Genomic DNA, 20,465 nt, shown 5'->3' with positions numbered 1-20,465 from the left:
AGGAGGGCGTTTTGTCCCAGGCCATCTACATCCCAAGACCCCTTCTGGAGGAAACCCGGACCCACCTCCTCAAGGAAGCCCCCCGGGAGGGGGTGGGGCTTTGGGGGGGCAGGCGGGTGGTGGAGCGGGTCCTCCCCCTCCCCAACGTCCACCCGAGCCCCCTCACGGGCTACCTGGCGGAGCCCAGGGCCCTCCTCAAGGCCCTAAAGGCCTTGGAAGCCGAGGGGATGGAGCTTCTCGCCATCTACCACTCCCACCCCAAGGGCCCCGCCCTCCCCAGCCCCACGGACTTCCGGGAGGCCCGCTGGCGGGTGCCCTACGTGATCTTCGGCACGGACGGGGTGCGGGCCTTCCTCCTCCCGGAGGGGCGGGAGGTGCCCCTATACCTCCTCGAGGCCCCTTAGGGTGCGGAGCAGGGCCTCATGGATGCGCCCGTTGGTGGCCACGATGTAGCGGTGGCCCAGGCGGTAGGGCCTGCCCTCCAGGTCCGTCACCCGTCCCCCCGCCTCCTCCACCAGGAGCCACCCCGCGGCCACGTCCCAGGGATTGAGCTTGACTTCCCAAAAGCCCTCCAGCCTTCCCGCGGCCACGTAGGCCAGGTCCAGGGCCGCCGCCCCGGGGCGGCGCACCAGGAGGCCCCTTTTCAGGGCCCTGTGGAAGTAGGTGAGGTTCTCGGGGTCCTGGGCCACGTCGTAGGGGAAGCCCGTGGCCAGGAGGCTACCCAAAAGCTCCCCCCGCTCCGTGACCCGGATGGGGCGGCCGTTCAGGTAGGCCCCCTCCCCCCTTAGGGCGAAGAAGGCCTCCTCCCGGGCGGTGTCCATGACCAGGCCCATCTGGATGGCCCCTTCAGCCTCGAGGGCGATGGAAACCCCGTAGAAGGGGAAGCCGTGGGCATAGTTCACCGTGCCGTCCAAAGGGTCCACGATGAAGCGGAAGGTGCCGCTCCCCTCGCTCCCCCCCTCCTCCCCGAAAAAGCCCGCCTCGGGGAAGCGAGCGAGGAGGAGGTCTTTGATGGCCTCCTCCGCCTCCTTATCCGCCTGGGTGACGAGGTCGGTGGGGCCGGACTTGGTGCCCTGGGTGAAGCCCTTTTCCAGGTAGTAGCGGTGGATCCCCATGGCCAGGTGGGCGGCCTCCAAAGCCGCCTCCAGATGGGGGTAGTAGGGGTGGCGCCGGTTCACCCCTTCATCTTAAGCCGGGCAAAGAGGGCCTTTAGCCTCTCGGGGCTCTTCACCCCGGGGGCCTCCTCCACCCCGCTGGAGAGGTCCAGGGCGTAGGGAGCCAGGGCCAGGGCCTCCTCCAGGTTCTCCGGGCTGATCCCCCCTGCCAGGATGACCCTGAGGCCCCGCCCAAGGAGGGGCCGGGCCCAGTCCCGGGGGTAGGCCGCCCCGCTCCCGGGGGTGCGGCCGTCCAGGAGGAGGGCCTGGGCGGGGTAGTGGGCCCACTCGGGGTGCGCGGGGCCTTCTAGACGAAAGGCCTTGATGACCGGGTAAAACCGCCCCACCGCCTCCGCCCACTCCGGGGGCTCGTCCCCGTGGAGCTGGGCCACCTGGAGCCGGGCCCGGTCCATGATCCGCAGGACCTCCTCTGGAGGCTGGTCCTGGAAGACCCCCACCCGCACCACGAAAGGCCCTAGGGCGCGCCCCATGGCCAGGGCCGCCTCCGGCTCCACCCGCCTCTTGGACCGGGGGGCGAAGACGAAGCCCAAGGCCCAGGCCCCGAGCTCCTCCGCCAAGAGGGCGTCCTCCAGGCGGGTGAGGCCGCAGATCTTGACCCGCATAGGTCCAGCCTGGAGGACGCCCCCTTTGGCCGTCAAGGACCCCTAAGGGCTAGCCGCACTTGGAGTACCCGCAGGCCTTACAGGTCCAGCACCCCTCTTCCCGCACCAGGGCCTTTTCCCCGCAAACGGGGCAGGAAGAAGCCCCCTCCAGAAGGAGGGTTGGCGCAAAGGGTTCGCCCGTCACCAGGCCCCCACCCGAGAGGGCCGGGCCTTCCACGGGCTGGCCCAAGGAAGCCCCTTTCAGATCCTTGGGCAGGGTCTCCAGGGCCACGGCGATGAGGTCCGCCTTGCTGGAGACGAGCCGCCCCTGGTAGGTGCCGTAAAGCCCCCCGTTGATGCCCCTCAGGGTGCGCACCAGGGCCTCCGGGGGCACCCCGTACTGGAGGGCGATGGACACCACCCGGCCCAGGGCCTCGCTGTCGGCGTTGGCCTCGTCCCCCGCCTTGCCCGAGGTGAGGATGACCTCAATGGGCTTACCCTCCAGGACGTTCACCGTGATGAGGAAGCTCCGCTTGGTCCCCTCCGGGGTGAGGAGCTTGACCATGTCCGTGAAGCCGAGGAGACGCCCCGGCCGCTCGTAGAGGGGCCTCGAGGGGTCGCGGGGAGGGGTGGCCTGGGCTTGGACCACCTCTTCCTTAGGCTCTGCAAGGTAGCCTTCCGGCTCTTCGGCCCTCTCCGCCTTCTTCACCGTGAGCACCTGGAACTCCCGGCTCCCGTCCCGGTAGACGGTGATGCCCTTGCACCCCGTGCGGTAGGCCTCGAGGTAGGCCGAAAGCACGTCGTCCACCGTGGCCTGGTTGGGCAGGTTGATGGTCTTGGAGATGGAGTTCCCCGCAAAGCCCCGCTCGTCAAAGGCCCGCTGGACCACCCCCTGCATGCGCACGTGGTCCAGGGGGGAGATGTCGTGGGCGCACCGGAAGACCTTTCGGATGGGCTCGGGAACGAAGGGGAGGTTCTGCACGGAGCCGTGCCCGTCCTTTTGGATCTCCTCGATCACCCTCTCCCAGTCCCAACCCCCGTCCTTTCCGAAGCCCGGCGCGGGGGGGTAGGCCTCCATGAGCTCCACGAAGAGGGGGTGGAGAAGGGGCTTGTACTCCGCCCCGATCCTCCGCCAGATGAAGGGGCTGAACACGGGCTCCACCCCCGAGGACACCCCCATGAGCATGCTGGTGGTGCCGGTGGGGGCCACGGTGAGGAGGGCCACGTTGCGCCGGGGCGGGATGCCCTTTGCCCGGAAGAAGGCCTCGTTCTCCAGGTAGACGGGGAAGGGGCCCCTCTCCTCTGCCAGCTCCTCGGAGGCGGCCAGAGCCTCGTCCCGCATGACGGAGATGATCTCGTAGACCTTTTCCCTGGCCTCCTCGGAATCGTAGGGCAGGCCCATCTTGATGAGGGCATCCGCCAGGCCCATCACCCCCAGGCCCAGGCGGCGGAGGGCCTTGGCCTTGGCCTCGTTGTCGGGGAGGGCGAAGCGGTTCACGTCCAGGACGTTATCCAGGAAGCGCACCGCGGTGCGCACGTCCTTCCTGAACTCCTCCACGTTGAACCGCCCACCCTCCACGTAGGCCGCCAGGTTCAGGGCCCCCAGGTCGCAGGGCTCGCCCACCGTCAAGGGGATCTCCCCACAGGGGTTTGTGGAACGGATCTGGAAATCCGGCCCAAGCCCATTCACCGCCGAGAGGGCGTTCACCCGGTCGATGAAGATGAGCCCCGGCTCCCCCGTGGCCCAGGCGTGCCAGGCGATCTCCCGGAAGAGCCAGCGGGCGGGAACCCCCCCTTCGTAGACCGGCACCGCCTTGGCCCCGTCCTCCCGTTCGGGAAGCTCCGGCAAGGCCCCCGTGTAGGGGCCTTCCAGGGGGTAGGGGTAGTACTTGCCGGGGATCTCCTTGGGGTGGACCGGCCAGAGCTCATCCCGCTCCACCGCCTCCATGAAGCGGTCCGTGGCCAGGATGGAGATGTTGAAGGTGGAGATGTCCCCTTCCGCCTTCTCCCGGTCCAGGTCCTTGGCGGTGAGGAAGTCCAGGACATCCTGGTGGTCCACGGAGAGCGTGGCCATCCCAGCCCCCCGGCGGGTACCCCCTTGCCTCACCACGCGGAGCACGGGCGCGTAGACGTAGCGCAGCGTGGCCACCGGCCCCGCCTCCTCTGCCCCCAAGGAGGCCCATTCCAGGAAGTTGTCAAAGAGCTCCACCAGGAAGCTCACCGGGCCGGAGCTGGTGCCCCCCGAGCCCTTGATGGGGGCCCCTTCGGGCCGGAGGAGGGAGAAGTCCACGTGGGGGGTGAGGCCCTCCCGGGCCAGGCGCGCGGCCTCCGCAGCCTTTTCCACGATCCCCCCCATGTCGTCGGGAACCGAAAGGGCCCCCTCCGGCGGGGCCTCCACCACCCTCACCCCGTTCTCCTTAGCGAGGCGGAGGAGTTCGGGATCGGGCTCGCCGTAGAGGACCCGCACGAAGTTCTTGAGGGTTACCTTCTCCTTCTCCCCCTCGGGGTTCGTGGGGGGGCGCATAAGGCCTAGGACGAAGTCCCGGGCATCCTTGTGGTCCGCCCTCAGGTAGGCCACCCCCTGGACGAAGCGGCGCAAGGCCTTCCGCTCCCGCCGGGCCACGTAGGGGTCCAGGTTGACCCCATTTCCCCCGCCCACCTTGGTGACCAGGGCGAGCTTTTTGGCCACCTCCATGATGCCCTCAAAGGTCTCCGGCCTGTGGTCGGTGGCCCCCTGGACGAAGCAGTTCAGGAGGTTGCCGTGGGCCGTGCCCGCCCCGGCCAGGATCCGCCCACCAGGGGAGAAGCGCTTGGAGGCCATCAGCTCGTAGAACTTCTCCTCCCAGTAGGCCCGCACCTCGGGGGCCTCCACCTTAGCCATCTCCCGGGCCACCCGGCGGAACATCCCGAGGATATCCCCATCCCCCTCTTGCAGGTACTGGCGCTTGGCGATAGCCTGGGCGTGCTCGTCAAAGAAATACCTTTCCATAAATCCTCCAAAGGCTCCCCGCCCCTTGGGGCCTTACCCCACATCTTGGGGCTAACGCACCGGATACTACAACTTCTTGGTGGGGAATGGCAAGTGGGGGGCCTTACAATGCGCCCCTTGCGATTGACGAGCCCCCGCCTTCCCTGAAGAATAGGAAGGATGCGCGCCGCCTTCCGCACCCTAGGGTGCAAGGTCAACCAAGTGGAGACCGAGGCCCTTTTGGGCTTCCTGAAGGCCCTAGAGCCCGAGGTGGTGCCCCTCGAGGCCGGCGGGGCCGACCTCGTGGTCATCAACACCTGCGCGGTGACCACCACCGCGGAGGCCGACGCCCGCAAGGAGATCCGCAGGGCCCGGCGCCTGAACCCGGAGGCCTTCATCGTGGTCACGGGGTGCTACGCGGAGCTTTCCGGAGAGGCCCTGGCGGAGCTCGGGGCCGATGCGGTGGTGCCCAACGCCCGCAAGGCGGAGCTGCCCAAGGTGATCCTGGAGCGCTTCGGCCTCCCCTCGGACCCCATCACCACCCCCCCCAACGAGTTCTGGGGTGCCGGGGAACGGGGCCTTTTGAATAGCCGGGTGCGGGCCTTCCTCAAGGTCCAAGACGGCTGCCAGGCGGGCTGCGCTTACTGCATCATCCCCAGGCTTAGGGGCAAGGAGCGGCACCGGGACTATAGGGAGGCCCTGGCCGAGGCGGAAGCCCTCCTCCGGATGGGCATCCGGGAGATCGTCCTCACGGGGGTGCGGCTTGGGAGCTACCGGGGCCACCCGAGAGGCCTTGCGGGCCTGGTGGAGGACCTCCACCACCTGGGGGCCAAGGTCAGGCTTTCCTCCATTGAGCCCGAGGACACCGGGGAGGACCTCCTAAGGGTCATGGCCAAGTACGCCCCCGCCGTCCGCCCCCACCTCCACCTCTCCCTGCAGACGGGCTCGGACCGGCTCCTTAGGCTCATGGGCCGCCGGTACGACAAGGCCTACTACCGGGCCCTGGTGGAGAGGGCCTACGCCCTCATCCCCGGCTTCGCCCTCACCACGGACGTCATCGCGGGCCTGCCCACGGAAACGGAGGAGGAGCACCGGGAAACCCTGGCCTTCCTGGAAGAGCTCCGCCCAAGCCGGGTCCACGCCTTCACCTACACCCCCCGCCCCAAGACCCGGGCCGCCTCCATGCCCCAGGTGCCCGTGGAGATCCGGAAGCGCCGCACCAAGGAGCTCATCGCCCTGGCCCAGCGCCTGGCGGAAGAGAGGGTCCGGCCCAAGCTGGGGGGGGAGGTGGAGGTCCTGGTGGAGCGGGTGCAAGGGGGGGTGGCCCTGGGGCACACCCCGGACTACTACGAGGCCCGCCTGACGGGGCCCGCCCGCCCCGGGGCCACGGTCCTGGCCCGGGTGGAGGGGGTGGAGGGGTACACCCTCCTGGGCGCGGTGGTGGGGGTGAAGGAGGAGGCCCCCCTGGCCCTCCCGGTCCTGTAGGGGCGCTTAGAATGGGACCATGGACTGCATCTTCTGCCGCATCGTGAGGAAGGAGGCCCCGGCGCGGATGGTCTACGAGGACGAGGCCTTCGTGGCCTTCCACGACATCCGCCCCAAGGCCCCGGTCCACGTGCTGGTGGTGCCCAAGGCCCACGTGGAAAAGCTCTCGGACTACCCGGACACGGAAGAGGGGGAAAAGGCCCTAGGGGCCCTTTTCCGCACCGCCAACCGGGTGGCCCGGAGCCTGGGCTTGCCGGGCTACAAGCTCACGGTGCACGTGGGGGAAGAGGGCGGGCAGGAGGTCTTCCACGTGCACGTGCACGTCATGGGCTGGCCCCGCTGACATCCAGGGGCTTTAGGTCCGCCCCCCACGCCGTGAGGCGGAAGCCCCCGCCCACCACCTCCAGGACCAGGAAGTGGTGGGCCGTGGCCCGGACCCGGCTGTAGGCCAAGGGCCGCAGGGGCGCCCGGAGCCAGGCCCCGCCCCCGCCGGAGACCACGTGGGTCACCCCTTTGGCCTCGAGGCGCTCGTAGTGGTGGTCGTGGCCCGCAAGGACCAGGGGCACCCCATGGGCCAGGAGGAGGGGCTCAAAGAGGGCCCGCAGGGTGGGGCTCCCCCCGTGGAGGCCGGAGGAGTAAAGGGGGCGGTGGAGGAGGAGAAGGCGCAAGGGGGCCTTCTCCCGGGAAAGCTCGGCCTCCAGCCAGGCCCTCTGCTGGACGAGCGTCCCTTCGCTGTACAGGACGTAGACCGCAAGGCCGGGAAAGCCCACCCGGTAGTAGGGCCGTTCCCGTTGAAAGCGGCGGAGCTGGTCCTTTAGGTGGGGCGCGTCGTGGTTGCCGAAGGCGGGGTGGAGGGGCACCGGGGGGAGGTCCTTCAGGTAGGCCTCCACCACCTCTCCCCGGGGGTAGAAGTTGTCCCCCAGAGTGAAGAGGGCCGCCAGGGGATGGGCGGCGTGGTAGGCCCTGAGGGCCGCCGCCACCTGGGCCCTTCCGGGGGTAGGGGCGCCGAAATCCCCCAGGAAGGCCAGGCGGAAGGCCAAGGCCTGGGGTAGGAGGAAAAGGGCGAGGAGGAAAAACCGCAAGGCCTAGGCTTCCGCGGCCCCGTGGGGCTTGAGGCTGGCCTCCTCCACCCCCGCCTTCTCCACCACCTCCTCCGCCACCAGGATGGGGGCGTTCGCCCGCAGGGCCAGGGCCATGGCGTCCGAGGGCCGGGCGTCCACCTCCAGCTCAATCCCCCGGTGCTCGAGGATGAGCCGGGCGTAGAAGGTGCCCTCGCGGAGGTCCACGATCTCCACCCGCTTCAGCCGGGCCTGGAGCATGTCCATCACCGAAAGCAGGAGGTCGGGGGTGAGGGGGCGGGGAGGTTTTTCACCCTGGAGGGCCACCACGATGTGGTGGGCCTCCAAAGGACCGATCACGATGGGCAGAAGCTTGTCGGTCTCTGTCCTGAGCAGGACCACCACGCTACCGTTCTGGGGGTCCACGCCCAGGGTTTCAATCTTGGCGTTCAGCATACCCTCAGTATAGACTGGGCGGCGTGAGGACTTACCCTGTGGAGATCGCCGGGGTTCGGCGCGAACTTCCCATCGTCCAGGTGGGGCCGGACGTGGCCGTGGCCCTCCTCAACCTCCTGGGCGACACCGAGCTCACCGAGGCCGCGGCCGAGGCCCTGGCCCAGCGCCTGCCCCAAGAGGTGGACGTCCTGGTCACCCCCGAGGTCAAGGCCGTCCCCCTGGCCCACGCCCTTTCCCGCATCACGGGCAAGCCCTACGTGGTGGCCCGCAAGACGGAAAAGCCCTACATGATCAACCCCGTAAGCCGCCAGGTCCTCTCCATCACCACGGGCAAACCCCAGCTTTTGGTGCTGGACGGGGCCGACGTGCCCCTCATCCGGGGGAGGAAGGTGGCCATCGTGGACGATGTGGTCTCCACCGGCTCCACCCTGGCGGGCCTCAGGGAGCTCATTGAGAGCGTGGGGGGGGAGGTGGTGGCGGTGCTGGCCGTCTTCACCGAGGGGACGCCCCGCCAGGACGTGATCGCCCTGGGCCACCTGCCCCTTTTCAAGCCGGAATAGGAGGTCCTTTATGGAAACCTACCCCATCAGCATCGGCGGCGTGACCCGGCACGTGCCCCTCATCGAGCCCCTGCCGGGGCGGCGGATCCCCCTGGTGGAATTCTTGGGGGATCCCGAGCTCGTGCGGGCGGCCGCGGAGGCCCTGAAGCCCCTGGTGCCCAAGGAGACGGAGGTCCTCTTCACCACCGAGACCAGCCCCATCCCCCTCACCCACGTGCTGGCGGAGAGCCTGGGCCTCCCCTACGTGGTGGCCCGGAGGCGGCGGCGGCCCTACATGGAAGACCCCATCATCCAGGAGGTGGAAACCCTCACCCTGGGCGTGGGGGAGGTGCTGTGGCTGGACCGCCGCTTCGCGGAGAAGCTCCTCAACCAGAGGGTGACCCTGGTCTCCGACGTGGTCTCCAGCGGGGAAACCATGCGGGCCATGGAGAAGATGGTCCTGAGGGCGGGGGGCCGGGTGGTGGGGCGGCTGGCCGCCTTCCGGCAGGGGACGCCGGGCCTCGAGGTGGCCGCGGTGGCCGACCTCCCCGTGCTCTAGCCTCCCAGCGACATGGGCTGGCCGGGGACGTAGACCTCGGCCCTCAGGCCCAGGGTCCGGGCCACCCGCACGTTCTCCGGATCGTCGTCCAGGTAAAGGACTTCCGGGGGAGGCAGGGCCAGGTCCTGAAGGGCCAGGAGGAAGGCCTTGGGGTCGGGCTTGGCCAGCCCCAGGGCGCAGGAGGCGTAGAAGCGGTCCACGTACTCCCCCAGGCCGTGGTGGACCAGGCTTTCCTTCAGGCTCGGCAGGGTGTTGGAGAGCACGCCCACCTTAAGGCCCCGGGCCTTCAGGGACTGTAGGAGGTCCAAAGCCCCCGGGGCAGGGCGCATGAAATGGTAGTAGCGGAGCCCCCTGAGCTTGGAAAGGGGGGCGCGGAGCTCCCGGGCCACCTCCTCGGCCAGCGTTTGGAAGAGGGCCTCTTCCTCCTCCAGGGTGCGCACGGAAAGGGTGCGCACCGCCTCGTTTACCCGCCGCACCACCCGGGCCAGGAGGGCCAGGGCCCGCTCCTTCCCCGCCCCGTAGGCCCCAAGCTCCAGGGCTTTCCGGTACAGGGCCTCCTCGTCCAAAAGGAGGAGGACCCCGTCCCGGTCCAAAAGGGCTCCCCGCATGGCCCAAGTCTACCAGCCCCCGCCCTCCCCTCCCCCGTCATCCGACCCCAGGGTGGGGAACACCCCCTTCTCCGTGGCCAGGAAGTCCACCCGCTGGTCCCAGGGGTCTTGGGTAAGCCGGGGGAAGAGGAGGGCCTCGGGGATCACCCCCAGGGTAGGGGCCTGGACCTCTTTCAGGAAGCGGTCGTAGTAGCCCTGGCCGTGGCCCAGCCGGTACCCCCGGCGGTCAAAGGCCAGGCCCGGCACCACCACCAGGTCCAGGACCCTTGGGTCCACCGGAGGGGTGGTGGGCTCCAGGAGGCCAAAGGGCCCCGGGGCCAGGGGGCCAAAAGGGTGCACGGTGAGGCCCTTCCCCGCCACCTTGGGCAGGTAGTAGCGGGCGGGGTAGCGCTCCAGGAGGGGGAGGAGGTCGAGCTCGTGGGGCAAGGGGTGGTAGAGGAGGATGTCCCTAAAGCCCCTCTCCCGAAGCCAGGGGAGGAGGCCTTCCAGCACCCCTTCCGAAAGGGCCTTCCGGTCCAGGGTGCGCCAGCGGGCCCGGGCCTCCTTGCGCAGGGCGGCCTTATCCATCAGAGCCCCTCCAGGGCGGCCTCCAGTTCCGCCGGGCTTAGGGGGACCACCTGGCGGTGCCGGAGGTAGACCAGCCGGGCCTCCGCCTCCACCCCCCAGGCCTCGAGGACCGCCTTCCGGTACAGGGCCAGCTGGAAGCGGTAGGCCTCGGGGCGCACCTTTTGGTCCGTCTTGTAGTCGTCCAGGTACCAGCGGTCCCCCACCCGGTAGAGCCGGTCCAGCACCCCGTACCAGACCGTGCCCTTATGGGGGAGGAGGAGGGGAAGCTCCGCGTGGTCCTCCGCCCGCGCCTCCAAAGGGGGAAGGGCCCCAGAAAGAAGGCTCCGGTAGGCCCGGAGGAGGGCCCGCACCTCCTCCAGAAGGGCCTCCCGCTCCCCTTCCCCAAAGGCCAAGGCCACCTCCTGGCGGAGGAGGCCCCCCATGGCCCCTTCGTCCTCGGGGTCCAGGTGGCGGGCGATGGCGTAGTGCACCAGGGTGCCCACCGCCCGGGCCCATTCGGGAAGGGCCTCGCCCTCGCCTAAGACCTCCAGGGGCTCGGCCCCCGCCTTGAGGTGGGCGGAAGGGGAGTAGACCAGGGGGCGGGCCCTGGGCTCCCCCCGCCAGGGGGTGTAGGGGGCGGGGCGGGGGTCCTGGGGGGCTTGGGGGATGGGGGGCAGGGGGGGGATGGCCTCCAGGGGGTGGGTCTCCACCCAGGGGTCTTGGGCGTCCGGGCCCAGGCCGAGCGCCTGCAAGGCCTCTGCCCAAGGGCCTGGCCGCTGGCTGGTGCTCCCCGTGATGAGGAGGAGGTCCCGGGCCCGGGAGAGGGCCACGTAGAGGAGCCTCAGGGCCTCCTCCCTTTCCGCCCTTTCCGCCTCCTTCAGGAGGGCCCGGTAGGCCTCGGTGCCCTTCAGGGCCACCCGGCCCTCTTCGTCCACCAGGAGGGGGGGCGGCCTTTCGGAAGGGCCCCGGCTCACGTCGTACAGGGCCACCACCGGCCACTCCAGGCCCTTGGCCCCGTGGACCGTGAGGAGGGTCACCCCCCCTCCGCCCTCGGGGAGCTCCACGGACTCCGGGTCCTTGGCCCGAAGCGCGAGCCACAGGAGGAGGTCCTCCAGGGTGGGGAAGCGCGCCCCCGCGGCCAGGAGGAGCAGGGTGTCCAGGTTGGCCCGGGCCCGTCTGGAGATCCGCCGCAAAAAGCCCTCGTCCCGGGCCAGGCGCCTTAGGGCCTCCAAAGGGGGAAGGGGGGCCAGGGCCCTTAGCCCCTCCAGGGCCTCCTGCACCCCCTTGGGCAGGAGGGGCCAGGGGTCTTCCGCCCGGAGGGCCTCTTCCAGCTCGGAAAGGTCCAGGCCCAGGAAGGGGCTTCTGAGGAAAGCCAGGAGGGAAAGCCGGTCCTCCAGGGCGTAGGGCCTTTCCGCCAGGGCCAGGCGGAGGGCGTGGTAGAGGTCCCGCACCTCGGGCCGGGCGAAGAAGCTCTGCCCCCGCCCCCGCACGAAGGGGACCCCCGCCGCCCTAAGGGCCTTTTCCAGGGGGGGGAGGCTGGTGCGGGCCCTCACCAGCACCGCCATCTCCCCGAAGGGGATCCCCTCCGCCCTCAGGGCGAGAAGCCGCTGGGCCAGGAGCCGGGCCTCTGCCCTTCGGGCCTCCTCCAGCTTCCCCAAAACCCAGTGCACCTCCACCCGGCCCTCCGCCTCCCGCACCCCCTCCACCCGGTTCCCCTCCTCGGCCCGGAAAAAGCGAGCGGTGAAGCGGTTGAGGAGCTCTACCACCTGCTTTGCGTGGCGGTGGGTGCGGCTTAGGGCGCGCACCTCCTCCGCGGCCGCCCTGGCCCTTAGGAAGACCTCCACCCGGGCGTTCCGGAAGAGGTAGATGGACTGCTTGGGGTCCCCCACGGCCACCACCCGCACCCCCGCCTCCTCCAGGGCGCGGAGGAAGCGGCCCTGAAGGGGGTTTACGTCTTGGAACTCGTCCACCAGGAGGTGGGAAAAGCGCTCCGCCACCCGCCCAAGGGCCTCCGGGTGGCGCAGGAGGAGGAGGGCCTTGGCCTCGAGGTCCCCCGGCCCCAAGACCTCCTGGGTGCGGGCGCGGTAGCGGGCCAGGACCCGTTCGTAAAGGGCGAGGAGGCCCTCCGCCCCCGGAAGGGGGGTGAAGGCCTCCGCCAGGGAGCGCTTCTCGTAAAGCGCCTCTAGAAGCTCCAGGAGCTCCGGGGCCTCCGGGTGGCCCTCCAGGAAGAGGAGGCTTCGGGCCTCCTCCAGGAAGAGGGCCTGGGCCAGGAAGCCGTCCATCACCCTGAAGTCCGGGTCCAGGCCCAGGAAGGGGGCGGTGTGGCGCAGGGCCTCGGCCATGAACCCGTGGAGGGTGGTGAAGAGGGCCCCGTGCACCTCCCTCAAGGCCTCCCTAGCCCAGAAAGCCTCCCGGTGCGCCTCCAAAAGCCTCCGCACCCTCAAGCGGAGCTCCTCCGCGCTTTTGCGGGTGAAGGAGACCGCGGCCACCCGCCTTAAGGGCACCCCCCCTTCCAGGAGGGCCTTGAGCTCCCCCATGAGGGTTTCCGTCTTGCCCGTGCCCGCGGAAGCCACGTAAAGCCTCATCCCGCCTCCTTCCGGCAGACGTCGCCGAAGGCGCAGCCGAAGCAGGCCGAACCCGGCCGGGGGAGGAGGGGCTGCGCGAGCCATTCCTGGTACGCCTTAAGGGCCTCCTGGCGGGCCTCCCGGGCTTGGTTTGGAACCCTACCGTCCGGGCCTTTGCGGAAAGGCTTGGCGTAGAGCCTAGGCTCCCCCAGCCAGGGCCAAAGCCAGACCTCCACCTCCTCCACGCCCGAGGCCAGGAGGCTCCCCACGGCGTACCACTCCGTCCAGCGGTCCGGCTCCAGCCTGGCCTCCCCCGGGGGCAGGAGGCGGTAGAGGCGCACCCTCTTCCCCTCCCGCCGAACCGCATCCAGGCGCAGGATGAGGCCATCCTGCACCCTCCAATACTCCCAGAAGCGCAAGGCCTCCCACAAACCCCGGTGCCGCTCCAGCCAGGGGCCCACCTCCGGGTGGGCGAGGAGGGGCTCCAGCTCACGGGGCAGGAGGTGCCAGCCCAAGGCGCCGTCTCTTTGCCCCAGGCCCAGGTGGAGGAGGTAGGCCCGGAAGGGGCAGTCCTTGAGGCCCTTAAGGAGCTCCAGGTGCCGGGGCGGGCCCTTGGCCCTAGGGGGAGGGGGGGTGAAAGGGACCTCGGGGAGGGCCTCGAGGCGGCTTGCGGGGGGCAGGGGCTCGGGCCTTTCCCCTTGAAGGATGGGGAGGTACCCGCCCCCAAGCCCCGCTTCCGGGTAGAGGAGGTAGACCTCCTCCCCCCGGCCCGCCATCTCCTCCCGGAAAAGGGGGTCCAGGCCCCTTAGGCGCTTGGGGAGGCGGTAGGGGTCAAACCCCTCCGCCCGGAGCTCTTCCAGAAAGAAGTAGTCCTCCCGCTCCCCCAGGGTGTAGCGCCCCTCCACCCACTCCAGGAGGTAGGCCCGCCGGGCCCGCACCCCCAGGGCCCTTAGAGGGGGCACCACCGCCACCCCCCGGACGGGGGAGGGGGGCAGGGTCTCGTCCAGGAGGAGGCTCCGCCACCAGGGAAGGGGATCTTCCGGGCTCACCCGGAGGGCCATGCGGAGCCTTTCCAGAAAGAGGGGCTTATGGGCCACCCCGAGCCGGTCCAAAACCCCTTCCGCCCACTCCAAATAGCCCGCCCACCCCAGCCTGCCTTTGGGCAAAAGATCCAGAAAGGCCCGGAACTCCCCCTCAAGCCCCTCCTCCCCGGCGAGCTTCTCCAGGGCGGGAAGGCCCACCAGGCCGAGCCTAAGGGCCTTCCTTCCCAGGGCCTCAAACCCCAGGAGGAGGAGGTCGGCCCCCGTGGGGTGGGGGTTTAAGAGGGCGAGGAGCCTTTCCCCTCCCTCCAGGGCGGAAAGGGCCGCTTCGCGCCCGTCAAAGAGGGGAAGGCCGTACTCCTCCTTGAGGAGGAGAAGGCCGGGGATGCGCTCCTCGGGGGCCACCACCAGGACCTCAAAGGGGTCAAGCCCCTCCCCTCCAAGTTCCCGGGGGGCCAGGGCCCGCTTGAGGGCCCTTAGGAGGTGGCGGGTCTCCTCCACGGGGTTGGGCAGGGCCCAGACCTCGGCCCTCACCTCCCTTTTGGGGAGGACCTGGTAGCGGGGCAGGTCCTCGGGCAGGCGCACCGCGGTGAGGAGGACGGGGAACTTCCGGCTCAAGCGCTTCAGGAAGAGGAGGTCCAAAGGCCCCACCTCCCGGAAGCCGTCCACCACCACCAGGTGGGGCTTGGGGAAAAGGCGCAAGGGGGCCCTTAGGGCCCGGTGGCGGAAGTCGTCGTAGTCCCAAAGGCCCCGCTTGAGCCCTTCGTAGCGGAGGAAGACCCGCCTAAGCCGCCCCGCCTCCCCCTCCTTGGGGAGGCCCAAGGGCCCAAGGCCGAAGCGCTTGAGCTCGGCGATGGCCCGGGCGAAGAGCCGGGCCTCCCCGGGGGCGGGGGCGGCCCCATGGACCTCCTTCAGGGCCTCCCCCACCAGGGCCACCCGGCCCGCCCCCGGGAGGAGGGGCCTCAGCCCCACCCCTTCCGCCAGGAGGCGGTAGTACAGGGCCTGAAAGGAGAGGAACTCCAGGCCGAGGAGGGCTTCCCTCCCCAGCCTCCCGAACACATGGGCGCGCTGGTGGGGCAGGCCCACCCAGTAGACCCGGCCCCGGGCCTTGAGGACCTCCCTGGCCCAGGCCAGGGCCAGCTCCGTCTTCCCCGAGGCAGGGGGGCCCTCCACCGCATAGAGCCCGGGCTCCATATAGGCCCCATCTTAAGGGCCAGGAGGGGGCTCTAAGGGAATGGGCTCCAGGGAGGGGTCCAGGCGCAACACCCCCACCACCCGGCCCCGGTGGAGGACCAAACAGCGGTACTCCCCCTCCAGGAGGAGGACCCGCCGGGCCAGGGTGAGCTCGGGGAGGAAGGGGAGGGGCCTCCGGCCCAGGGGCCGCCCCCGCAAGGGGCCCGCGTAGGGCAGGGGCCGGCCCCCCTCCAGGGCCAGGAGGAGGTAGGGCCGCCCCCGGCCCAGGAGGGCCAGGGTTACTCCCTCCTCCCGGTAGAGGGCCTGGACCTCGAGGCCCTTAAGGAGCAGGGCGCAGCGGGCGAGGACCTCGCCAGGCCCCTGGCCGAAGGCCGGGGGGGCCAAGAGGAGGAAGGGGAGGAGGAAGGCCCAAGCGCGCATGACCCTTCCCCCTCCCCTACCCTCCTAGAACCCGCGCTCGGCGGAGATGAGGGCCAAGGCCGCCCGGGCCAGGAGGGCCGCTTTCACGGGCTCCTTCTCCAGCCTAGCCTTGGCCTCGGCGATGAGGTCCTTCACCAGGGGGTCTTGGCCCCGGTAGTAGGCCAGCTCCTTCTCCGCCCGGTCCACCAGGGCGGGCCCGCCCCTCATCCCCGGCGCGGGGGCCTGGGGGAAGCGGTGCATCCGGAAGCGCCCATCCCTAAAGCCCAGGCCCCGGTGGTCCCACCGGCCCTTGGGGCCCCGGCCCACCTGAGCCTTCTGGGCCTCCGTAGGAGCGGAAGCCGCCCGGAAGAGGAGGAGGGCCGCCTGGGCCTCCCGGGCCGCCTTGAAGTGGGCCCCCTGGGCGTAGGCCTGCTCCGCCCGCCCCTTTAGCGTCTTGGCCCAGGTGAGGAGCTTCTCCTCCCCTTGGACGCTCTTTTCCACGGTCTGGAGCCGGGCGAGGAGCCCCGCCGCAAGGGCCGCCTGCCGGTAGTCCACGCCCGTCCCTTGGGCCACGGCCAGGCCCGCCAGTAGGAGAAGCGCGGCTAACGCGTTCCGCATTCCCATCACCTCCAGGCCCCAGGCTAGCCCACCTCCCCAAAGGGCGCACCGGGGGCCTCCTTAAGCGAACCTAAAGGCAGGTGGAGGCCCACCAGGGCCCCACCCCGGTTCTCCGCCACCGCCCGCCCCCCGTGGGCCCGGGCCACCGCGGCCACCAGGGCGAGGCCGAGCCCCGTCCCCCGCCCCCCGTGGGCGAAGGGCTGGAAGGCCTGGGGGAGAAGGGGTTCGGGAAACCCCGGGCCGGAGTCTAGGAGGCGGATCCAAACCCCTCCCTCGTCCTCCTCCAAAAAGGCCCGCACCGGCAGGGCCCCGTGGCGGCGGGCGTTTTCCAGGACGTTCTCCACCGCCAGGGCCAGGAGGTCGGGGTCCGCGAAGGCCCGCCCCTCCCCCTCCACCTCCAGGCCGAAGCCCTCCAGGAAGGCCCGGAGGTCCAGGGGCACCCGCCTGGGGGGGGTGGCCTCGAGGCGCACCAGGCGCAAAAGGCCCCCCAGCACCCCTTCCATCCGCTCCAGCGCCCTTAAGGCCCCCTCCAGGGCCCGGGGCTCGCCGGGGTGGCGCCTCAGGATCTCCAGGTGCCCCTTGAGGGCGGCTAAGGGGGTGCGGAGCTCGTGGGAGGCGTGCTGGGCGAAGCGCCGGGAAAGGGCCTCCTTCTCGGAAAGCTCCTTTAGGAGCCGGTCCGCCTCCCGGAAGAGGCGGTTTAGGGCCTCCACCACGGGGCGGAGCTCCTCTATCCCTGGAGGCGGGAGGGGGCTTAGGTCCTGAGGGGAGCGGCGGGCAAGCTCCCGGGCCAGCCCCTCCAGGGGCCTTAGGGCCAGGCGCAGGCCCAAAACCCCGAGGAGGAAGACCAGGAGGAGCACCCCGCCCCCCCAGGTGGCCCAAAGGAGGAGGAGCCTCCGCCCAAGCCCCGCCACCCCCTCCAGGGGCACCCAGAGGCCGAACCCCCCCTCCCCCCGGGGCAGGGCCACGGCCACGCCCCCCGCGTGCACCCCCTGGTAGGGCCGCCCTTCCCCCAAGGCTTGGAACAGGGCCTCGGGGAGGGGCGGGGGGCTTAGGTCGGTGTAGCGCACCCCCTCCCCCACCACGAACCCCACCCCGCCCCCAAAGGTCTGGGCCAGGCGGAGGAGCTCCGCGAGAAGGGCCTCCTCCTCCCCGGGGCCCTCCTCCTTGAGGAGGAAAAGGCGGGCGAGAAGGGCCCGCCTCAGGTCCTCGCTGGCCGCCTTTTCCGCCTCCTTGGCGGTGAGGAGGGCCAGGGGAAAGGCCAGGAGGAGGAGGGAGAGGAGGAGGAGAAGGAGGAGCCTAGCCCGTAGGGTCCTGAAGCCGGTAGCCATAGCCGCGCACCGTCTGGATGGGGTTCGGTTCCCCCAGGGCCTTCCGGAGCTGGGAGAGGTGGACCTCGAGGGTGGCGGGCTCCACCTCCTCCCCCCAGACCTTGAGCATGAGGGCCTCCTTGGAGAGGACCTCCCCCGGGGCCTCCAGGAAGGCCTTCAGAAGGAGGAAGGCCTTGGGGGAAAGGGCGAGGCGCCTCTCCCCCCGGTAGGCCTCCATCCGCTTGGGGTAGAGGCGGAGGTCGGCGTAGGCCAAGACCTCCTCCCTCCGCCCCGCGCGGCGGTGGAGGGCCTCGAGGCGGGCGAGGAGCTCCGCCAGGCTGTAGGGCTTCACCAGGTAGTCGTCCGCCCCCTCCTTCAGGCCCTTCACCCGCCACTCCACCGCGTCCAGGGCGGTGAGCATGAGCACGGGCACGGAGGAGCGGGAGCGGATCTCCTTCAGGAGGCCAAACCCGTCCCCTTCCGGGAGGAGGATGTCCAAAACCACCACCTCCGCCCAGGGGAGGAGGTCCAGGGCCTCCTGGGGGTGTTCCGTGGCCCGCACCTCGTGGCCCTCCAGGCCGAGGCCCAGGAGGAGGGCCTCCCGCACCCCAGGGTCGTCCTCCACCACCAGCACCCTCATGCCTTGGCCAAAACCCCCGTCTGGAAGAGGGCGAGGCCCCTAAGGGGGGCGTAGACGGGAAGGGGGGGCAGGGGCTCCCCTTTGGGCAGGGCCAGGCGGTGGATCCTCTGCCCCCCCCTGCGGGCCAGGTAGAGCACCCCCTGCCAGGGGAGGAGGTCCACCAGGGCCATGGGGTCCTCCCCTTCCTCCCGGGGGAGGTCGTAGGAGAAGAGGAGCGTGCCCGAGAGGTCTAGAACGCGGATCTTCTGGGCCTCGAGGTCCGCGAGGTAGAGCCTCTCCCCCTCCGCCCCCACCCCCCCGAGGAGCCTCAGCTCCTGGCTCTCCCGGCCCTTGCGGAAGGCGTAGCGGGAGAGGTACTGGCCCTCTAAGGTGAGGCGCTGCACCTGCCGGTTGCCGTAGTCCAGGACGAAGAGGTGCTCCCGGGTGGCCACCAGGGCCTTGGGGTCTTGGAAGGTGCCCCGCCCCGGCCCCTGCCCCCCGAAGCGGGCCAGGTAGGTGCCGTCCTGGGCGAAGCGGGTGATGGTGGCCGTCTCCCCGTCCAGCACGAAAAGGCTCCCTCCGGCAAAGGCCAGCCCCACGGGGAAGAGGAGCTCCCCGGGCTTCATCCCGTAGGGCCCCGCGGAGAGGAGGAGCTTCCCCTCGGGGGAGAAGCGGTGGAGGAGCTTGGAGCCGTGCTCAAAGACCGCCACCCAGATCCCGCCCTCCCCGTCCGCGGCCACCGCCAGGGGCGGGGCGGAGAAGTGGCCGGGGGCGGAGCCGATGCCGGAGAGCATCCGGGCCGGGGTGCCCTCGAGGCTCAGGAGGCGCACCGTGCCCTTCTTGGCCTCCACGGCCACCAGGAGGTAGTGGGGCTGGGGCAGGCCCTTCTCCTCCTCCCAGGGGCCCTCCAGGAGGGCGATGACCTCCTCCAGAGGGGGCCTTTTGGCGGGGTCTTTCTCCAGCATCCTGAGGACCAGGTCGGAAAGGCCCTGGGGGATCTCCGGGCGGAGCTGCTTGGGGGGGGTGGGCATCTGGAAGATCTGCTGGTGGATCACCGTCTCGTACCCCCCGGTGAAGGGGGGCTGGCCGGTGAGGGCCTCGTAGAGGACGATGCCCAGGGAGTAGATGTCCGAACGGTGGTCCAGCTTCTGCCCCTTGGCCTGCTCCGGGCTCATGTAGACGGGGGTGCCGATGCGGGCCCCGGTGATGGTGAGCCGGGTCAGGACCTTGCCCGCGGCGATGCCGAAGTCCATGAGCCGGACCCCCCGGGGGTCCACCCCGTCCTCCTTGAGGGCCCCCTTCAGGACCATGATGTTTCCCGGCTTGATGTCCCGGTGGACGATGCCCTGGGCGTGGATGTGCTTTAGGGCGTCCGCCACCCGGGCCAGGATGGCCGCGGCCTGGCGGAGGGTGAGGCGCCGTTCCTCAATGAGCTTGTCCAGCCCCTCCCCCTCCAGGAACTCCATGGCGATGTAGTGCACCCCGTCCAGCTGGCCGTGGTCGTAGACCTTGACGATGTTGGGGTGGTCCATGCGGGCCAGAACCTCCGCCTCCCGGTGGAAGCGGCGCACGAAGCGGGGATCGCCCACGAAGCGCTCCTGGGGAACCTTGAGGGCCACCAGGCGGCCGGTCTTCCTGTCCTTGGCCTTGTAGACCGTGGCCATCCCCCCGATCCCCACCTTCTCCAGGATCTCGTAGCGCTCCGAAAGGGGCTGGGTCTCCTCGGACGCGCCCGTGGGCCGCTTTTCCCGGCGGGGGGATTTGGCCTTGGCCTTGGTCCGCCTCCTCCGGGGGAGGAGAAGGCGGGGGGCGAGGAGGAAGCCCAAAGGAAGGGCCAGGGCGGGGAGGAGGGCCTCGAGCCTCGCCCCCAGGACCCAGGCCCCCCCGGAAAGGAGGGAGAGGAGGAGGAAGAGGGGGAAGGGGGGGAGGCGCACCGCCAAGGCGGCGGTGAGGAGGACGAGGAGAAAGGCCAAAAGGAGGTGCATCACTCCACCCTCAGGGCCACGGCGGTGATGTTGTCGTCGCCGCCGCGGCGCAGGGCCTCCGAGAGGAGGGCCTCGAGGCCCGCCTGCAGGTCCCGGCCCAGCCGCCACTCCGCCTCGGGCACCAGACCGTAAAGGCCGTCCGTGGCCAGCACCACCCCCTCCCCCGGCATGAGGCGCACGGGGATGAGGTCAAACCGGGCCTCGGGAAGCCCCAGGGCCCGGGTGAGGACGTGGCGGTAGGGGTGGCGCTCCGCCTCCGTGGGGGTCAGGACCCCTTCCTTAAGCCGCTCCGCCACCCAGGAGTGGTCCTCCGTGAGGCGCTTCAGCCCCTTTGGGGTGAAGAGGTAGGCCCGGGAATCCCCGATGTGGCCCACCACCCCTTCCTTCAGCCAGTCCGCGTAGAGGAAGGCGGTGAGGGTGGTGCCCATCCCCCCCCGCCCCTTGGCCGCGGCCTCCTTCTCCACCCGGCGCTGGGCCAGGAGGAAGGCCTTCTCCATCACCCGGTCCAGGCCCACCGCAGGCCGGCCGCTTTTCAGGTGCTCCGCGTAGGCCTTCACCGCCTCGCTTAGGGCCTCTATGGCCACCTTGCTGGCCCACTCCCCGGCCTCGAGGCCCCCCATCCCGTCGGCCACCGCCAGGAGGAGGAGGTTCCCCGGGGGCACCTCGTAGCGCAGGATGCGGTGGAAGTCCTCGTTGTTCTGCCGACGGCCCACGTGGGACACCGCGGCCAGGACCAGGCGGGGCGCAAGGCGCATCAGGCCCAT

Annotated in this window: 20 protein-coding genes; 5 read left to right on the top strand and 15 right to left on the bottom strand. The window is 70.6% G+C overall.

The window, feature by feature from the left end; translation table 11 throughout:
• Positions 1–11 precede the first annotated feature (11 nt).
• On the top strand, positions 12–404 hold the full coding sequence (locus B043_RS0100470; RefSeq protein WP_016328640.1) for a M67 family metallopeptidase: 393 nt from the start codon (positions 12–14) through the stop codon (positions 402–404).
• Here the strand turns inward: B043_RS0100470 and B043_RS0100465 are convergent.
• Genes B043_RS0100465 through B043_RS0100455 form a run of 3 tightly spaced genes read right to left on the bottom strand, consistent with a single transcriptional unit; the run spans position 381 to position 4,745 of the window.
• Entirely contained in the window at positions 381–1,178 is a 798-nt protein-coding gene (locus B043_RS0100465) for an inositol monophosphatase family protein (RefSeq protein ID WP_018460529.1), read from the bottom strand. The genes B043_RS0100470 and B043_RS0100465 overlap by 24 nt on opposite strands.
• Entirely contained in the window at positions 1,175–1,777 is a 603-nt protein-coding gene (locus B043_RS0100460) for a phosphoribosylanthranilate isomerase (protein WP_016328638.1), read from the bottom strand. Before B043_RS0100460 ends, B043_RS0100465 begins: the two co-directional genes overlap by 4 nt.
• 49 nt (positions 1,778–1,826) lie before the next feature.
• The gene (locus B043_RS0100455; RefSeq protein ID WP_018460528.1) at positions 1,827–4,745 is read right to left on the bottom strand and encodes an adenosylcobalamin-dependent ribonucleoside-diphosphate reductase; all 2,919 of its coding nucleotides are present in this window, start codon (positions 4,743–4,745) and stop codon (positions 1,827–1,829) included.
• A gap of 159 nt (positions 4,746–4,904) precedes the next feature.
• Between B043_RS0100455 and B043_RS0100450 the strand changes: the two genes are divergently transcribed.
• Entirely contained in the window at positions 4,905–6,209 is a 1,305-nt protein-coding gene (locus B043_RS0100450) for a MiaB/RimO family radical SAM methylthiotransferase (protein WP_018460527.1), read from the top strand.
• A gap of 19 nt (positions 6,210–6,228) precedes the next feature.
• Entirely contained in the window at positions 6,229–6,552 is a 324-nt protein-coding gene (locus tag B043_RS0100445) for a histidine triad nucleotide-binding protein (RefSeq protein WP_016328635.1), read from the top strand.
• Here the strand turns inward: B043_RS0100445 and B043_RS0100440 are convergent.
• Positions 6,533–7,291 carry a metallophosphoesterase family protein gene (locus B043_RS0100440; RefSeq protein ID WP_018460526.1) on the bottom strand — a complete coding sequence of 253 codons (759 nt, stop codon included), beginning with the start codon at positions 7,289–7,291 and terminating at the stop codon, positions 6,533–6,535. The genes B043_RS0100445 and B043_RS0100440 overlap by 20 nt on opposite strands.
• 3 nt (positions 7,292–7,294) lie before the next feature.
• A complete protein-coding gene (locus tag B043_RS0100435; protein WP_016328633.1) occupies positions 7,295–7,723 on the bottom strand; it encodes a bifunctional nuclease family protein in 429 nt (142 codons plus the stop codon).
• Positions 7,724–7,746: 23 nt separating this feature from the next.
• Here B043_RS0100435 and B043_RS0100430 point away from each other — a divergent pair, with 23 nt between their 5' ends.
• Together B043_RS0100430 and B043_RS0100425 are read left to right on the top strand one after the other, a co-directional pair.
• A complete protein-coding gene (locus B043_RS0100430) occupies positions 7,747–8,283 on the top strand; it encodes a phosphoribosyltransferase family protein (RefSeq protein ID WP_026234053.1) in 537 nt (178 codons plus the stop codon).
• A 10-nt stretch (positions 8,284–8,293) separates the two neighbouring features.
• Positions 8,294–8,821 (top strand): type I phosphoribosyltransferase, encoded by a 528-nt coding sequence (locus tag B043_RS0100425; protein WP_016328631.1) that lies wholly within the window; start codon positions 8,294–8,296, stop codon positions 8,819–8,821.
• Here B043_RS0100425 and B043_RS0100420 read toward each other — a convergent pair.
• The 10 genes from B043_RS0100420 to B043_RS0100375 are packed head-to-tail and all read right to left on the bottom strand — an operon-like array spanning position 8,818 to position 20,456.
• A complete protein-coding gene (locus B043_RS0100420) occupies positions 8,818–9,429 on the bottom strand; it encodes an HAD family hydrolase (RefSeq protein ID WP_018460525.1) in 612 nt (203 codons plus the stop codon). The two genes, B043_RS0100425 and B043_RS0100420, sit on opposite strands and share 4 nt — an antisense overlap.
• Before the next feature lie 9 nt (positions 9,430–9,438).
• A complete protein-coding gene (locus B043_RS0100415; protein ID WP_018460524.1) occupies positions 9,439–9,996 on the bottom strand; it encodes a 5-formyltetrahydrofolate cyclo-ligase in 558 nt (185 codons plus the stop codon).
• Positions 9,996–12,560, bottom strand: a complete 2,565-nt coding sequence (locus B043_RS0100410; protein ID WP_018460523.1) for a UvrD-helicase domain-containing protein — start codon at positions 12,558–12,560, stop codon at positions 9,996–9,998. The genes B043_RS0100415 and B043_RS0100410 overlap by 1 nt, the downstream gene beginning before the upstream one ends.
• A complete protein-coding gene (locus B043_RS0100405) occupies positions 12,557–14,773 on the bottom strand; it encodes a PD-(D/E)XK nuclease family protein (protein WP_018460522.1) in 2,217 nt (738 codons plus the stop codon). Before B043_RS0100405 ends, B043_RS0100410 begins: the two co-directional genes overlap by 4 nt.
• A 12-nt stretch (positions 14,774–14,785) precedes the next feature.
• Complete coding sequence (locus B043_RS0100400; protein ID WP_018460521.1) at positions 14,786–15,193, bottom strand: hypothetical protein; 408 nt, start codon at positions 15,191–15,193, stop codon at positions 14,786–14,788.
• 24 nt (positions 15,194–15,217) lie between these two features.
• A complete protein-coding gene (locus B043_RS0100395) occupies positions 15,218–15,790 on the bottom strand; it encodes a hypothetical protein (protein WP_018460520.1) in 573 nt (190 codons plus the stop codon).
• Positions 15,791–15,813: 23 nt separating this feature from the next.
• Positions 15,814–17,118 carry a sensor histidine kinase gene (locus tag B043_RS0100390; protein ID WP_018460519.1) on the bottom strand — a complete coding sequence of 435 codons (1,305 nt, stop codon included), beginning with the start codon at positions 17,116–17,118 and terminating at the stop codon, positions 15,814–15,816.
• Positions 17,087–17,737 (bottom strand): response regulator transcription factor, encoded by a 651-nt coding sequence (locus tag B043_RS0100385; RefSeq protein ID WP_026234052.1) that lies wholly within the window; start codon positions 17,735–17,737, stop codon positions 17,087–17,089. The genes B043_RS0100390 and B043_RS0100385 overlap by 32 nt, the downstream gene beginning before the upstream one ends.
• Positions 17,734–19,701: a protein kinase domain-containing protein gene (locus tag B043_RS0100380; RefSeq protein ID WP_018460517.1), complete on the bottom strand. Its 1,968-nt coding sequence runs from the start codon at positions 19,699–19,701 to the stop codon at positions 17,734–17,736. The genes B043_RS0100385 and B043_RS0100380 overlap by 4 nt, the downstream gene beginning before the upstream one ends.
• The gene (locus B043_RS0100375) at positions 19,701–20,456 is read right to left on the bottom strand and encodes a PP2C family protein-serine/threonine phosphatase (protein WP_018460516.1); all 756 of its coding nucleotides are present in this window, start codon (positions 20,454–20,456) and stop codon (positions 19,701–19,703) included. Before B043_RS0100375 ends, B043_RS0100380 begins: the two co-directional genes overlap by 1 nt.
• Between the last annotated feature and the right edge of the window lie 9 nt (positions 20,457–20,465).

The sequence above is a fragment of the Thermus oshimai DSM 12092 genome, assembly GCF_000373145.1.
Lineage (GTDB): Bacteria > Deinococcota > Deinococci > Deinococcales > Thermaceae > Thermus > Thermus oshimai.
Note: the sequence above shows the minus strand (reverse complement) of the source record. Positions and strands in the feature narration are given on the sequence as shown.